Origin of the sequence: Bacteroides sp. AM32-11AC (genome assembly GCF_003603515.1) — a bacterium.
Taxonomy (GTDB): Bacteria; Bacteroidota; Bacteroidia; order Bacteroidales; family Bacteroidaceae; genus Bacteroides; species Bacteroides uniformis.
The window spans coordinates 281,692-298,150 of record NZ_QTNH01000005.1; the positions used below are offsets into that span (position 1 = coordinate 281,692).

8 protein-coding genes are annotated in these 16,459 nt (G+C 50.2%); 2 read left to right on the forward strand and 6 right to left on the reverse strand.

The window, feature by feature from the left end:
• Window positions 1-207: 207 nt before the first annotated feature.
• The gene (locus tag DW800_RS07575) at window positions 208-2,301 is read left to right on the forward strand and encodes a BT4734/BF3469 family protein (protein ID WP_005830140.1); all 2,094 of its coding nucleotides are present in this window, start codon (window positions 208-210) and stop codon (window positions 2,299-2,301) included.
• Here the strand turns inward: DW800_RS07575 and DW800_RS07580 are convergent.
• Window positions 2,298-3,518, reverse strand: coding sequence for an ATP-binding protein (locus DW800_RS07580; RefSeq protein ID WP_005830138.1), 1,221 nt, complete (start codon window positions 3,516-3,518; stop codon window positions 2,298-2,300). The two genes, DW800_RS07575 and DW800_RS07580, sit on opposite strands and share 4 nt — an antisense overlap.
• A 137-nt stretch (window positions 3,519-3,655) precedes the next feature.
• Between DW800_RS07580 and DW800_RS07585 the strand changes: the two genes are divergently transcribed.
• On the forward strand, window positions 3,656-4,234 hold the full coding sequence (locus DW800_RS07585) for a DNA-3-methyladenine glycosylase I (RefSeq protein ID WP_119957944.1): 579 nt from the start codon (window positions 3,656-3,658) through the stop codon (window positions 4,232-4,234).
• 125 nt (window positions 4,235-4,359) lie between these two features.
• On the opposite strand, the gene DW800_RS07590 is transcribed toward DW800_RS07585, so the two are convergent.
• From DW800_RS07590 to DW800_RS07610, 5 genes are all read right to left on the reverse strand, one after another.
• A complete protein-coding gene (locus tag DW800_RS07590) occupies window positions 4,360-7,455 on the reverse strand; it encodes a glycoside hydrolase family 2 TIM barrel-domain containing protein (RefSeq protein ID WP_117681301.1) in 3,096 nt (1,031 codons plus the stop codon).
• Window positions 7,456-7,633: 178 nt separating this feature from the next.
• Window positions 7,634-9,583: an alpha-L-arabinofuranosidase C-terminal domain-containing protein gene (locus tag DW800_RS07595; protein ID WP_005830131.1), complete on the reverse strand. Its 1,950-nt coding sequence runs from the start codon at window positions 9,581-9,583 to the stop codon at window positions 7,634-7,636.
• Between the two features lie 54 nt (window positions 9,584-9,637).
• Window positions 9,638-11,629 (reverse strand): glycoside hydrolase family 127 protein, encoded by a 1,992-nt coding sequence (locus DW800_RS07600; protein ID WP_118264512.1) that lies wholly within the window; start codon window positions 11,627-11,629, stop codon window positions 9,638-9,640.
• 49 nt (window positions 11,630-11,678) lie between these two features.
• Complete coding sequence (locus DW800_RS07605; protein ID WP_118067084.1) at window positions 11,679-14,219, reverse strand: alpha-L-arabinofuranosidase C-terminal domain-containing protein; 2,541 nt, start codon at window positions 14,217-14,219, stop codon at window positions 11,679-11,681.
• Between the two features lie 225 nt (window positions 14,220-14,444).
• Window positions 14,445-16,391: a glycoside hydrolase family 97 protein gene (locus DW800_RS07610; RefSeq protein ID WP_119957945.1), complete on the reverse strand. Its 1,947-nt coding sequence runs from the start codon at window positions 16,389-16,391 to the stop codon at window positions 14,445-14,447.
• Window positions 16,392-16,459: the final 68 nt, after the last annotated feature.

Here is a 16,459-nt window from a genome sequence, read left to right on the forward strand (position 1 = left end):
TTCCGACAAGCAAAACCAGCGTGGAAGTCTGCACAAAGCATCCCAAATCACCAGCTTTTTCGACTCAAAACATCAGATTTTCCACAGAAAAACGCTGGAATCGACCTAAAAAAGCATGGAATCACTTGCAAAAAGAGCCTAATTGTCGTACCTTAGTACACTGTAAGCAAACCATTTTGCCTGCATGTGACAAAACAAAAAATAGAAATGAAAATCACCCAACTGAGAGAAAAAGACGGGAATCTGACACTGAGCACGACAGACTTGGACACCTTCCTACAGAAAATCAAAACGGAGACCAAAACCCAGCCCGTATCCACTTTCCGCCAGCAACTGCGATACTGCTTGCCCGGCAAGCGCTGCAACGAGGCAGACCGACTGCCCAAAGTACTCCCGGCAGCCGAATTCCGCAAGACGAACGGTGTCTGCCAGATGAAAACCTACAACGGCATCGTGGAACTGACCGTAGGCCCGCTTTCCGGCAAGTCCGAAATAGCCCTTGTGAAACGTCTTGCCTGGGAACAGCCCCAGACGCGGCTCGTATTCACCGGTTCCAGCGGACGGACTGTAAAGATTTGGACTACCTTCACCCGTCCGAACAATTCGCTGCCGGGCAAACGGGAAGAAGCCGAAGTATTCCACGCCCATGCCTACCGCCTTGCCGTGAAATGCTACCAGCCCCAACTGCCTTTCGACATTCTGCTGAAAGAGCCCAAGCTGGAACAGTACTCCCGCCTCTCCTTCGACCCCGAAGCCATGTACCGCCCGGACTCCATACAGTTCTATCTTGCACAGCCCGCCTCCATGCCCGACGAAACCACCTATCGGGAAGCCCTGCAAGACGAGAAGTCACCCCTGACGCGCGCCGTGCCGGGATATGAAGCCGAAGAAGCCATCATCATGCTGTTTGAAGCCGCCTTGCAGAAGACTTTCGCCGAAGCGACGGGTGCCGGTGCCGACAACAGCCTGCACTCGCTGACCGTACGCCTTGCCGAGAACTGTTTCCGTTCGGGCATCCCCGAAGAAGAGACCGTGAAGCGTACCTATTTCCATTATTATCTGCGCCAAAAAGAGACTGTCATCCGGCAGATTGTAAGAAGCGTTTACCAAGAGAACAAAGGCTTCAATACCCAAAGCAGCCTCAGCAAAGAGCAAAGACTTGCCATACAGACGGACGAGTTCATGAAACGCCGCTACGACTTCCGCTACAACACCCAAGTGGGTGAGGTGGAATACCGTGAACGCCACTCGTTCCGTTTCCGCTTCTCCCCCATCGACAAGCGCACGCTGAACAGCATTGCCCTCGACGCACAGAGCGAAGGCATTCCCCTGTGGGATAGGGACATCAGCCGATATATCTACTCCAACCGCATCCCGGTATTCAATCCGCTGGAAGATTATCTGTACGACCTTCCGCACTGGGACGGGAAAGACCGTATCCTGGCACTCGCCCAGACAGTACCCTGCAACAACCCGTACTGGGCCGAACTGTTCCACCGCTGGTTTCTCAACATGGTGGCACACTGGCGCGGCAATACCGACAAGAAATATGCCAACAGCGTCTCCCCCTTATTGGTAGGTGCACAAGGCACCCGCAAAAGCACCTTTTGCCGAAGCATTGTCCCGCCCGAGCTGCGTGCCTATTATACGGACAGCATCGACTTCTCGCGCAAGCGCGACGCCGAACTTTACCTCAACCGTTTTGCGCTCATCAACATCGATGAATTCGACCAAATAAGCAGCACCCAGCAAGGATTCCTGAAACATATCCTCCAGAAGCCGGTGGTCAACGTGCGCAAGCCATACGCCAATGCCGTGCTCGAGATGCGCCGATACGCCTCGTTCATCGCCACCAGCAACCAGAAGGACTTGCTGACCGACCCCAGCGGCAGTCGCCGGTTCATCTGCATAGAAGTGACGGAAGCAATAGACACCAACCGCCCGATAGACTACAACCAGCTTTATACCCAGGCCATGCACGAACTGGACCACGGCGAACGCTATTGGTTCGACCAGTCGGACGAACGGATTATGACGGAAAACAACCACGATTTCGAACAGATACCGCCCGAAGAGCAACTGTTCTACCACTATTTCCGCGTTGCCGGAAATGACGAGGAGGGAGAATGGCTGTCGTCTGCCGAAATACTGAACCGCCTGCGCCGGTACAGCGCCATCCCGCTGTCCACCAAGAGAGTGAATGTATTCGGAAGGATACTGCAGAAACATGAAGTGCCATCCCGCAGAACACGGTTCGGCACGCTGTATCATGTGGTGGAGTGCAAGAGACAAGAAGATTAGTCTTTAAAATATTCAGACACCGGCAATGCTTCTATCGTTTTATCTCCTACGGAAAATTTGTCATGTTGGTTATAAGTGAGTATCAGTCCATGCCCCATCTTGAAGAAAGACAAGGCATCCAGTAAGCCATCTACTTCCCTTTTCCGGTTTTCTGCGGTCAAGGCATAGCATACCTGGATGGCAAGCTGGGGCACAGAATTGCGTACAACTATAAAGTCGCATTCCTTCCGGTTCTCATTATAATAGAATATCTCAGAATAACGGCGACGCAATTCCGCAAAAACCATGTTCTCCAGCCTCCGACCCTCATCACGGGTGAAAGATGGAGAGGTGACAAATACAACACCATTGTCCACACAATACACTTTCTTCGGGTTCAACAGTTGCGCTTTATATGAATATGAAAATTTCGGAACAAAGTTTATCAAGTAAGTCTGTTCGAAATAAGAGAAATAATCAGACACAGTAGAAGTACTTTTCATTCCCAGTATCTGTTTCAGTTTTGTAGCAGACACCAGATTGCCCACATTCCCCATCAAATAGGCCAAGAGACTTTTCAAAGAGTGGTCATCACGTATATTATATCTCACGGCAATATCACGATATACTATATCATTGACTAAATCCGTCAGAACATCCTGATCATCCAGTTGCAAGTATTGAGGGAAGCCACCCTGATGCAGATAGTCGTACAAGGAACTGTCACCGATAGTCTTACCCGTAAAACCGCAATATTCAGCATACGAAAAAGGGAACAGTTCTTTCGTAATATGTCTTCCTGTCAACTTCGTGCCCAATTCACGACTCAACATCGAAGCATTGGAGCCGGTGATTCCCACATAAAACCCTTCATCCAACTTGCCCCGAATATACACCTCCCAACCATCAACAATCTGTATTTCGTCAAAAAGAAGAGCGATACACCCTTCATGTTCCTTAATAACTTCATCCACTATACGGAAATCACTGAATTCAAATCCATACAGTAAAGGGGTATCAAAATTCAAGGAGAGCACCTCTTCCGGCTTGTATCTATCCACCGATAATTGTGCCAGCAATGTACTCTTACCACAACGGCGAATACCAGATATAATCAGTGCATAGTCTGCTACCAAGGGAGGTAAAGACAACAATAGGTCACGTCGGAAACTTTGAAATTTCCTCAACCGTTCACGTTGCACACGTATGGCTTCTACTATATCCGATTTGCTTATCATAGGGCTATGTCATTTATATTCAGATACAAATATAAACATTCCATTCCGAATAAACAAATCTATCCATTTAGAATAGATAGATTTGTTTATTCGGAATGAAAGCACTACCTTAGCACCTCATTACAAAAATAACGCTTATGCAAGACATTATAAACGGACGTTGCGGCTGGTGCGGAACCTACGAGCTGTATGTGAAATACCACGATGAAGAGTGGGGAAAACCGGTAACAGACGACAAGACACTATTCGAGTTTCTTGTATTGGAAAGTGCCCAGGCGGGACTGAGCTGGATAACCATCCTCAAAAAGCGGGAAGGCTACCGCAAAGCCTTTTGCAATTTCGATGCCGCGCAAGTGGCGCAAATGACCGACGAAGACGTGGAACGGCTGATGCACTTTGACGGCATCGTGAAAAACCGTCTGAAAATCAAGTCGACCATCACCAATGCAAAGCAGTTTCTTGCCATACAGAAAGAATTCGGCAGCTTTTACAACTATACGCTATCCTTCTTCCCCGACCGGAACCCCATTATCAATCATTTCCAGTCATTGAGTGAGATTCCGGTATCATCTCCCGAATCAGATGCCATGAGCAAAGACATGAAAAAACGGGGATTCAAGTTCTTCGGCTCTACCATTTGCTATGCCCATCTGCAAGCTTCGGGGTTTATCAACGACCATCTGACGGATTGCATTTGCCGAAATCAGAAACAATAAAACAAAGAAATATACAGAAGCAAGCAAAACATCAACACAAAGCGGTCACCCTCCCCCATCGGAAAGGCGACCGCTTCAGTGTTATAAAATCTGTTTCTCAGTATGTAATACACTGAGAAGAAATGTTATTCTATTCCGATACTATGGCATACGGGAAAAAGGATGAACGTAAACTCATAATCAGCGTATGGCACCAGGTATTCCGGACGGGCTATACGTCCCCAACTGTCTTCGCAACCCAGACCGGCTTGCACCTTGTCGATACAGAGATTAGTCAAATCAGCTTCATCCACCTCTTGCGAGTGTCCTTGCTCTTTGCTCCAGCCTTCATCTAAAGACTCGATGGTATAGTGCAAGGCAGATGCGGAGAAGGGAGCGGCTGCCACAATCTTGATGCCATTACCAGACTGATCCAACATCTTCCACCAACGAATATCGGTCTTTGTTCCGTTTTCCTGCGGACGGATGTAGGGATAGAACTGCTCGGCCACACTTTGGCGATAAATGCCTAAGTCGGCGCAATGATTACGGTCAATATAGTTTTCAACCGGACCGCGTCCATAGTATTCAACGGTTTCAAAGCTGCGCGGCATAGGCATCTGCAGACCGAAACGGAACATGTTCGATACTTTGGCATTCTTGTCGGCAGTCAGCTTCTGGGTCACCTTGACGGCACCGGCATTGTTGATGACATAAACAAGGTTCAGCTTAGCTGAAACACCCGGCATGTCGTAAGCAGATTCTACAATCACCTGATTGTTCTCCGTGCGCTGTTTGAAAGAGGTCAGTTTGATTTCCGGATTCTTCCAAGCGATATATTTGCGTTGCAGATTGGCACCGTAGTCGTTGTCAACAGGCGCACGCCAGAAGTTTGGTTTTAAAGCCTCGCCGTCTTTAATCATATCCCGGCCATTCACTTTGTACTTGGTCAGATAACCGTTGTGCTTGTTGATTTCTACACGGAAAGCATCACCGGAGACGATGAGGTAGTTCCAATCGTTATCCTGTACTTGGGGAGCCGTCATCTCGATATTGCTCTGTTCGCAGTTCTTCAATTCCATGGAAGGAGCTTGGTAAGGATTGAGCGTCAACTGGTCTTTTGCCACTACATGTCCGGCGGAAAGCAATCCTTCACGGTTCTTCAGCTTATAGGAAACATTCAGCAACCACTCGGTGCATTGGCAAGTCTTGCCCAAGTCCAACTTGATTTTGGCTGTCTGTTGGGGAGCTACATTCAGATTATCCACACGACCGGTCCGTATCACCTTACCGCCTTTCAGTACCTCCCACTCCATATAATAGGCAGAAAGATCACGGAAGAAGTATTCATTGAACACATTGATTTCGCCGTTCTTCAAGTCGGCCGGAGTAGTCCAGATGTCCTGATAGATACGGCCTACCTCATACATGTGGGGATTGGGCACACGGTCGGGGCTGATAAGACCGTTATCGCAGAAGTTACCATCGCTGGCATCAAAACGGTTAAAGTCACCGCCGTAGGCATAAATCATCTTACCGTTTTTTCCTGTCCAACGTACAGACTGATCAACAAAATCCCAAATAAAGCCACCTTGGAATTTGGAATATTTACGCACCAAATCCCAATATTCTTTAAAACCTCCTTGCGAGTTTCCCATCGCGTGAGCATATTCGCACTGAATCAGGGGCTTTGTCATAGAATCATCCTCACTGTATTTCTTACATCCGTCATAGCCATAATACATCGGGCAATAGATGTCTGTCTTGCCTGTTTTACCGGCTTGTTCATATTGTACGGCACGGCTCGGGTCTTCAGCCTTTATCCAATCGTAGGCAGCTTCGAAATTAGCGCCATAGCCGGCTTCGTTGCCCAAAGACCAGAAAATGATGCTGGGATGATTGAAGCTACGCTGCACATTGCGCTGGTTACGCTCCATATGTGCTTTCCTATAGTCCTCACGTTTGGCAAGTGTCTCTTCCCCATAACCCATTCCGTGGGATTCGATATTGGCTTCGGCCACTACGTAAATACCATATTGGTCGCAGAGGTCGTACCAGAGATTATTGTCGGGATAGTGGCAGGTGCGCACGGCATTCAGGTTGAACTGCTTCATCACCTGAATATCCTGAATCATGCGTTCGCGAGAAATGACGTAACCACCGTCCGGATCCATCTCGTGGCGGTTGGCTCCCTTGAAGAGAACGGGCTGGCCGTTGACAAGTATCTGACTTCCTTTCAGCTCTATCTTTCGGAAGCCCACCTTTACGGGAATCACTTCACTGCTGCCTTGCAAAGTGGCACGTAGGGTATACAAGTAGGGCGTTTCCGCCGTCCACTTATGAGGATTCTCCACATTTATCAAGGCAGTAGCGTTACCTTTGGCGACAGCTGTAGCCACCTGTTTTCCGGCAGCGTCCAGCAGTTCAAGACTGACATTGCCGCCACCCTTCACATCAAGCTGTACTTTCAGGGAACCGTTCTTATAAGCAGTATCCAAATCGGGAGTGACACGGATGTCCTGAATGCGCTTCTTGTCACGGGCATACAAGTAGCAATCGCGCCCTACACCGCTATAACGGAAGAAGTCCTGGTCTTCCAGATACGTCCCGTCACACCAGCGGAATACCTGAAAGGCTATCAGATTCTTTTGTCCCGGCTTCAAGTAGGGTGTCAGGTTGAATTCAGCCTCCAGTTTGCTGTCCTCACTATAACCTACGTACTTGCCGTTTACCCACAAATACATATTGGAAGTCACGGAACCGAAATGAGCAATGATGTCCTTACTCTTCCAGTCGGCAGGTATTACAATCTCACGACGGTAGGAACCTACATTGTTATTCTCCGTTGGCACCTGCGGTGGATTGTTCTTGAACTGATTGCGCCAGGCATATCCGGTATTCACGTAGATAGGGTCGCCGAAACCGTTCAGTTCCCACATACCGGGAACGGCCATATCGCTCCATCCCTTGTCGTTGAACCCCACTTTCCAGAAATCCGTGGGACGGGCATCGGCATTCTTCACCCAGAAGAATTTCCAGATACCGTTCAGAGTCATGTAATTGGAAGAATGTTCTTTTGCTCCACGAGCCGCAGCATCTGCCGACTCATAGGCAAAATAGTTGGTGTGCATCGGAGCACGGTTCACGGCATTCACTTCAGGGTTTTGCCATTCAGTGAAGGACTGTGCGCTTGCGGCAATGGCAAAAGTCGCAAGCAGTCCGGTAATGAAATGTTTCTTCATGGTAAATAGTTTATAAAAATTAGCAACGGCATACAAGCAGAACCGGTATGCCGTCACAAAGATACGCCTATCCTATAATTAAAAGGAAGAATAATCGTTCAAAAAAGGCTGAATTTAATTCTTTAAATAAGTGTTCATAACTAGTTCACATAATTAAATTAGGTGACTAAATGGGAATTTATTTTGATTGAGTACTTATCCGCAAACGATAGACTCCGAACGAACGGGGCTGAAGCTCCAGGCTCAGAGAACGGGAAGCCACCTCCACCGGACGAATACGTGGAACAATAGCCTCCTGCTCCAGTGTATTCTTGGCTTTCCAGTCATCACTTTGCAAATAGGTGCAGGAACCCGAGACAAGCTGCCGCTTCTTCAATCCGCTGAACTCTATCTGTACCTTCTCCGATCTGCTGCCCGCATTGACAAGCTTCAGAATTACTTCTCCCGTAGGAGCATCCAGCACTGCCGATGCATAAAGGCTGTCCTGCCCCGTCACGGGTTTTCCGTCCATTTGCAGGTTCAGCACATCTGTTCCGGCATTCATACCGTACATCTGCTGTACGTAATAGTTGGGAGTCCGCATCATACGGAGATTGTCGAACCAAATCAAATCGGGATTCCACTGCCAGGCATCCACATGGGCAAACAACGGAGCATAGGTAGCCAGGCGCACCACATCGGCATTACGTTCCAGTCCCGTCATAAAAGCTGCTTCGGACAGTGCCGCCAAGAAATTATTGGCTTTCCCGGTGGGGTGGTCATGCGATGCATATTCACCGGCAAAGACTTTCGGTCCTTTACGGTCATAGTCATCATAGCGGGCAGCATTGGCAAAGAACCAGTCGGGAGCCATATAATAATGCTCGTCCACCAAATCCACCCCGATGCGTTTCATTTCGGGCCAGAGGTAATCGAACTTGTCCCCATCTGCACTCGGACCGGAAGAACCTACAATCTGCATATCGGGATATTCCGCACGGATGGCTTTCGTGAACACTTCCAGACGCTCGGGATAGACTTCCCCCCACTGTTCATTGCCGATGGCAATCATTTTCAGACCGAACGGTTCGGGATGTCCCATATCGGCACGCACCTTTCCCCACTTGGAGGTTGCAGCACCGTTGGCAAACTCGATGAGGTCGAGGGCATCCTGCACGTACGGGCCGAGTTCTCCAAGGGGAACCACTTCGTTGCTTTCGTATTGGCAGGACAGCCCGCAGCTCAGTACCGGCAGAGGCTCTGCACCGAGGTCTTCACTCAGCAGGAAATATTCGTAAAAGCCAAGTCCGTAACTCTGGAAATAATCCGGGAAAGCTTTATGCTTGAATGTATAGTTCCAGCGATTTTCGTTCAAAGGACGGTTCTCTACCGGACCCACGGAATTCTTCCATTGATAACGGGTGGCAAGGCTGTTGCCTTCGATGATACAACCGCCGGGAAAACGGAATACTCCGGGATTGAGGTCATAGAGGGCTTGTACCAAGTCGGCACGCAATCCATTCTCACGCTTCTTCCAAGTGTTCACCGGGAAGAGAGAGATGTGGTCCATATCTACCGTACCCTCCGTCTGCAACACAACACGCAGACGCGAGCGAACATCGGTAAAAGGAGCTTTCAGCACAGCCGTCAGCTTCTGCCATTCACTGCCTTTCACTTCCAGTTCCTTCTTCAGGAGATTCTCTCCGTTGGAATTCACCAGTTCGACGGAAAGCTTCATTGGTTTGGTATCCGGCGTACGGACATAGGCGGAGAAACGGTAATCTTCTCCTTTTTTCAGGCCGATGCCACGATAACCTTCATTATCCAGTCCGGCACGCAAAAGACAGCCGTCATTGGTAATGCGCACATAATGCGGATTGCGGTCGAAGCAGGGCCGCTCGTCCTGTACCGTCACCTCGCCGAAAGGTATCCACCCCACCAGCGGCTGCGGGAACTCAAAAGAGCGGTTCTTTACCAGTTCGGCATACAAACCACCGTCCGCACCGAAATTAATGTCTTCGAAGAAGATTCCATACATGGCAGGATTTATCCGAGCCGTCGGTTTTGATACATCAACAGTCATCACATGCTGTTGCGCCTGCATGCCAAGAACAACGAACAATGTCAATAGAAATAAAAGTCTTTTCATGGTTTTAATCTGTTTATAACGATAGCATAAGCTAAATTATGACGACATACTTAGCTATTCTACATCAATCCTATTTACCGGCAACCATACATCCATCTTGCCCTCACCCCGGTGTGCCCATGCATAATAAGGTATCAGGGTCAGCGTCACATCTCTGGTTGCCAACTTTCCGGCAGCATCAAAACCAAGAGCCTGCACTTCTGTGGTAATTTCGTTGATGCCATACAGCAGTTCGGGCTTCTCCGTCACCTGGAATTTCGGATGACGGTTCAGGATGATATTCTGTATATTAAAATCATTATCGGCCCACTCGGCACAATAAACGATAGGACCACGCTCAACGGCCACCCGTCCACGGTCGGCAACCACTTTTTCATTGGCTTTCACCACACGGGGTTGCATGTCGAAATGCACCTCTACCACATCCCCTTTCTTCCACTTCCGGTCTATCCGGAGATAGCCTTTACGAAGTTCACCGGTTACCTCCTCGCCATTCACCAATACACGATAGCCCAACTTCAGGTCGTCGGCATACGAATAAAGGTCACTCGGAAGTACACTGCCGCGCACCCAACCCGGAATACGGATATTCATCGTAAACGGCAGGTTGCCCTGAGCCACCTTCACACGAATATCTCCGTTCCAGGGGTATCCGGTTTCCTGCTCCAGCACCACTTTCTTTTCATTCAACTTCAGCTCGGCACGGTTGGACAAGAAAAGGTTGACGTACACCTGATTGTCTTTCACGGCATACACATATCCCGGCAAAGAAGGAATGAACCGGCTGATGTTGCTGGGACAGCAGGCACAACCAAACCACGGCTGACGTGTAATCGTATGGTCGGCATTAAAGTGATACTTACCATCGCAAGACAACGGATTGGGATAGAAGAACTTACCTCCGTCCAATGAAACGCCGGAGATTAATCCGTTGTAAAGCGTACGTTCCAGCACGTCGAAATACTTGGAATCGCCATGCAGCAGAAAGAGGCGGTAATTCATGTAAACATTGCCGATGGCGGCACAGGTCTCATTGTAGGCAGTCAGATTCGGCAATTCATAGTTATCACCGAAAGCTTCGCCCGCATGACGCGCACCGATACCGCCGGTAATATATATCTTCTTGCCGACGATATTCTCCCATATCTTGTCGATAGCCTTGATGTAGGAGCTGTCACCCGTAATGGCAGCCACATCAGCCATACCGGAATACATGTAACCAGCACGTACGGCATGTCCCACTGCCTCTTCCTGCTCCAGTACAGGCTTGTGCGACTGCAAATAGATGTCCTTGCGTGCCGTAGTGCCGCGCGCGTCGAGGAAGAACTTGGCCTGGTCGAGATATTTCTTATCTCCTGTCACGGTATAGAGGCGTACCAATGCCATTTCGGCAATCTGATGTCCGGGAATCACACGCTTCTGTCCGGGGCCTTCACCGATATTCTTGCATACGCAGTCGGCATAACGGATAGCTATATCCAGGAAGTTCCGCTTGCCTGTAGCTTGATAATAAGCCACAGCCCCTTCCACCATGTGACCCAGATTATAGAACTCGTGGCTCAAATTCTCCACCTCCGACCAGCGTTCCGGCCCCGACCAATCGTGCGGATGCTTGGGGTTCATGGTACGTGCGGTGTAAAGATACCCGTCCGGTTCTTGGGCGGCGGCCACTATGACCAATACGCTGTCGATATATTCTTCCAGTTTCTTGTCCGGGTAAGTCTGCAAGGAGTAACTTGCACCTTCAATCGTCTTATAGACATCCGTATCGTCAAAGGAGAAGCCTCCCACCTTATACTCATCACTGGGATGAGTAGCTTTCACAAAGTTTTCATAACGTCCGGTTTCCTCACACTTACTGAAAGCCAACGGGATGGTTACCTCGCGGCTTGCCTTCAAGCGTTGTCCCCAGAAACTGTCCGTCACCTTCACTGAAGTGAAAGGAACCGGGTCGATGGGATAACCGGAATGCAAAGTCTGTTGCTTTTGTGCCGACACACTGCCGGTCATGGCTGCAACAAGTGCCAAAGTCAATAATCGTTTCATATCTTTTAAGTTTTTAAGTTCCCACGCACGGAATTACACGGATTTATCCTTATTTCCCCTTATTCTCATGGATACGTATCACCGTAAACGAATAGGCAGGCAAGGTATAAGGAAACTCCGTACCGCCGATGTCGAAGGTGGAAGTCACGGAACGTGCCTGCTTGTCTTTCGGGTCACCCGTCAGGAGCGTCTTCACTGCCGAGGGATTCTGCAAGTCGATGCCCTTCAGCTTCACTGTAGAGGAAACCTCTACCGGAAGCAGGTTCACCAGCTTTACGATATGGTCACCCGTGGCCTCATCCTTTACCACCGAAATGCCGACGCGCTTGCGGACAGCCTCTTGCCCATTACTCAGTGTGATGTGCGAGGTGATGTACTGCGTACCCGCATTCTGTCCATACATCTGCTGTGTGTAGTAGCCCACGGTAGGCTTCACTTCCGTGTTATTGAAATAAATCAAGTCGGGATTCCACTGCGTATGGCCTTCCTTCGCCAGCAACGGGGCGTACGAGGTCATCTCCACCACATCGGCATTACGTTCCACCGAAGTCAGATAGAGAGCTTCTGCCAACGCTGTCTCTATGTTGTTGGGACGTCCGGGCAGGTGGGCGGCATATTCGCCCAGATAGACCTTGGACTTGGTGCGGTCATAACGGTCGTAGTAGTCCTGGTTGTGAATCATCCAGCCCGGATCCACGTAATAGTGTTCGTCCACCATGGGCACGCCCAGTTCCGTGGCAAGGCGCCAGCCCTCCGCATAGTCCGCGCCTTCGTAGAAGGGACCTACAGTGCCGACAACCGTAATTTCGGGATGCTTCTCCCTGACAGCCTTGTATATCATGGCAAAGCGCTCCTCAAACACTTCGGTAATCATATCCTCGTTGCCGATGCCGATATACTTCAGATTGAAAGGCTTGGGATGGCCTGCCTCAGCACGCTTCCTGCCCCACACGGTGCGGCGTGCATCGCCGTTGGCATACTCTATCAGGTCGAGCACATCCTGGATATAGGCAGGCATCTCTTCCATCGGGATGCCACCCTGCTGGCCGTAGCGCATCAGTTCCTTGTTGGCCCCCTGCGGACAGTTGTCGGCATAGTGCGAGTGTGTGCCCGAATTCTGGCACGGCACGCCCGCTGCCAATACCGGCAGAGGTTCGGCACCTATATCTTCGCAGAAGCGGAAATACTCGAAGTAGCCCAGTCCGCGTGTCTGATGATACCCCCACAGATTGCGCAACGGCTTACGCGCTTCGAGCGGTCCGATAGAGCCTTTCCAGTCATAGATATTATCAATGCCGTCGCCATGAGCCACGCAGCCGCCGGGGAAGCGGACGAAGCGTGGATGCAGGTCGGCAAGCGTCTGCGCCAGGTCGGCACGCAAGCCGTTCTTATGGCCCTTGAATGTATTTTGCGGAAAAAGGGAAATCATATCGAGATGCAGTGTCCCCACCGTCTGCGGCTGGAGCGAGAGGACGGCGGCACGCACGTCGGCATTCGCCGTCAGCACCGTCTGCTGTTTCTTCCACTCTTTGGAGGACACATTGACGGAAGAGCGGGCAATCTCACGGCCCGTCTGGTCGAGCAGGCAAACAACCACCTTGCCTCCCTTGCTGCCCGGTGCCACGCGGGCGAAGAGAGAGAAATCGTACTTCTCCCCTTTCTTCAAGCTGATGCCGTCGAAACCGTCGTTCTGCAATGTCACTCCGGGACGCGCCTCCAATACGGCATAATGAGGGTTATTGGGATGAATGGGGTCGGCAGCGGCAATGGTAACGGCAGCCGAAGTATTCCCCTCTTTCACCGCCCAGGCATATGTGCCGTCCCAACCTTGGTGTGAACCGTCCTTAGACGAATACTCGAAGTCGCGGTTCTGTACCAGCTCGGCATACAGTCCTCCATCCGCAGCATAGTTGATGTCTTCGAAGAAAATACCTATCAGATGCTTGCTGATGGTTTTTGCACATTCCGTCTCCACTTCGATAGTCGCCTCCACCGGTTTCAGTCCGGCAAAACGTACGGGGTCTTGCTCGGTACGTTCGGCATGGAGTGCCTGGCGGTACTTCTTATGCTCTGCAAAGGAGATGACACGCTGCACCGTGGCATACGGTACACGCTGCATCCAACCCTGCTGTACGGTACCGTTCAGCAGAACCTCCTTCCGCACGTTAGGATAGACCTCCGCCGGCCGGTATTCGGCAAGGCGAGAACGGTCAAAGTATTTCTGCGCTTTCCATTGCAGCAAGTCGGGAGACTCGACGTATGCAAGGGAGTTTCCGCTTTCCGTCAGTTCCCAGATACAGTGCCAACGGTCGTCGGCACGGGTCTGCATCAAGTGCGGTTTCAGCATCCGCTTCATTTGCCCCCAGGGGCCGAAGTCCGAGTTGACAAAGGAGCTGCCCTCTGCCACGCTGAACCATCGGTTGCCATTGGGACTCCAGGCTAGTTTCAGACCGCCACTGCCGTCGGCATGGGAGTAGGAAAAGAGATAGACTGAATCGGGTTCATTCGCCACTCCATTCGTTATAGCCTGCAAAGGAACGGTCAGTGTCAAGAACAGACACAAGGACAATAATTTCAAGAATCTATTCATGGTATTAAGTCGGTATTAATCATTCACATTTAGTTCGATAGTCACAATCAGCCGTATTCTGAATGCCATTCAGTCGTATAGTGAATAGGGTTCAGTCGTATAGTGAATGCCATTCAGTATACGACTGAATCAGGACAATCATAAACCTCTGATAATCAATGATTTGCAAAAGAAGTAATCCGTTATGATATATCATTACAAAACAAGGGTTGCTCCATGCCTTCTTTATTCCACGATTACCGCCCCTCCCTGCGGCTGAACCGTGAGTTGCAGAGAGCCGTCAGTCTTTATCTTCTGCAGCTTTAATTGAGGCTGCATCTTCTTGTCATCACTATACAGAGACACCTCTTGTCCTGCCAGCACAGGAAGGTCAAGCTTCAGTTTCAATGGTTCCGCCGTTGCATTGACAGCGGCTATGTACCACGTGTTGCCATGACGACGGGCAAGAACAATATATCTCCCCGGATAGCCGTCAATGAAACGGGTCTCGTCCCAAGTAGTGGGCACTTGTTTCATAAAGTCGAGGCAGATTTGCGGAGCATCCGTCAAGTTATTAGGTGCCAAGGCGAAGTTCTGGATAGGATTTTGGAACAGCACTGCCGTTGCCAGCTGAAAGATGTCCGTGGTGCGGCGAATAGTTCCACCATCGTTGCTGCGGTTCAAACGCTTGTTCAGGAACACACCGCCAAACTCCATGCATCCCACAGCATTGCGGATGAAAGGGTGCAGCGTGGCATTGAAGGCCTCGTTATCACAGAAATGTTGGCTAAATACCAGATTCTCGGAAGCCAGCACCGCCTCGCTGCCTACGTAATTGGGATACATCCGTTCCCAGCCGCGAGGCAAGGTACAGCCGTGGAAGATAACCATCAGACCGTGGTCGTCGGCATCGCTCAGAATCTCCTCGTACAAACGCAGGGTCTCTTGCTTGTCACCGCCGAAGAAGTCTACTTTGATACCCTTCACACCCAGGCTTTGCAACCAGCGCATCTCTTGCTTGCGGGCAATGGAGTTATCCATCCGGTTGACGGGACTCTGCTCTATATCGTTCCAGTAACCACTGGAGCTATACCACAAGAATACCTCCACACCCTTGCTACGGGCATACTTGATAAACTGTTCCATGCGGTCGCGACCGATGTTGTTGTCCCACCAGTTGTCAATCAATACATATTCGTATCCCATGGCGGCTGCCAAGTCAACATAGCGCACCTGGTCGTCGTAGTTGATGCTGCCGTCCTGCCAGAGAATCCAGCTCCATGTGCCACGGCCCGGCTTGTAATCATGGGTGGTGGTATAGCGTGGTTCCACTACATCCCAGGGGACGGTGGTTTCCACAATCGGCTTCAAGGTTTCCCCCACCGTCACAGTACGCCACGGCGTGGAGCCCGGCAGGGAAAAGGCAGGTGCCACCGTTCCATTGCCGTTGTTCTCTTCCGGCATGGGGAAAGCAATGCGATACACGCCGTTATCCCAATCACTCAAACGCGAGCCACAATAACGGCTGTCCACTCCGGTTTCACTGAGCAGTACCCAGCCGTCATCCCCCACCTTGAACAAGCAGGGAAATGTATATCCATGTCCATAACCCGAACGTTCGTTCATCGGGGCATCTGCCTTATATTCTTCTTCGTAACTGGGTTTGGTACGCTTCCACCCTATCATGGCGTCGCTCTGCGGACAAAGGAAAGTGGTGGTCTGCGACGGGAAGCGGAAGCCGGTCCGTTCGCTGTTCACCGTGACGCTTCCTTTTCCCTGCTCCCTCGGCAGGGTGTAACGGAAAGCCACGTCATTGTTGCTGACGCGGAAAGTTATCTGCACATTCTTCCCCTCACCGTTGACGAATGAACAAAGCAATTCGTTTGCCCGGTAATGGATGTGCGAAGCTTTGATTCGGGATTGTTCATAAACCGTATCGAAAGCTGTGACTTTATGTTCCTTCAACTGCAATCCTCTATAGAAATCACCCACATTTGTCTCCATCCCCAAGGGAGAAGATTCCAGCATTTGCTTTCCATTGTAGGTGACGGCGTAAGACACTTCGCCGTTGGCTGACGGGCAGGATACCGTAAGCTGCAATTTTCCATCCGGACCATTGACAGATACACTCTGTGCTGCCAGCGGACCTGAGAGGGCAAACAACCAAACCAGTAATTTCAATCTATTCTTCATGGTATTAAATTATTATGTTATATCATTAACATTAGTGTCCACTAAAAAATCATAGTCGTTCTTTGAAA

Excerpts from the sequence above, each read along its gene's own strand:
- DW800_RS07575 (WP_005830140.1), top strand. The coding sequence starts at position 208 with ATGAAAATCACCCAACTGAGAGAAAAAGACGGGAATCTGACACTGAGC.
- DW800_RS07580 (WP_005830138.1), bottom strand. The coding sequence starts at position 3,518 with ATGATAAGCAAATCGGATATAGTAGAAGCCATACGTGTGCAACGTGAA.
- DW800_RS07585 (WP_119957944.1), top strand. The coding sequence starts at position 3,656 with ATGCAAGACATTATAAACGGACGTTGCGGCTGGTGCGGAACCTACGAG.
- DW800_RS07590 (WP_117681301.1), bottom strand. The coding sequence starts at position 7,455 with ATGAAGAAACATTTCATTACCGGACTGCTTGCGACTTTTGCCATTGCC.
- DW800_RS07595 (WP_005830131.1), bottom strand. The coding sequence starts at position 9,583 with ATGAAAAGACTTTTATTTCTATTGACATTGTTCGTTGTTCTTGGCATG.
- DW800_RS07600 (WP_118264512.1), bottom strand. The coding sequence starts at position 11,629 with ATGAAACGATTATTGACTTTGGCACTTGTTGCAGCCATGACCGGCAGT.
- DW800_RS07605 (WP_118067084.1), bottom strand. The coding sequence starts at position 14,219 with ATGAATAGATTCTTGAAATTATTGTCCTTGTGTCTGTTCTTGACACTG.
- DW800_RS07610 (WP_119957945.1), bottom strand. The coding sequence starts at position 16,391 with ATGAAGAATAGATTGAAATTACTGGTTTGGTTGTTTGCCCTCTCAGGT.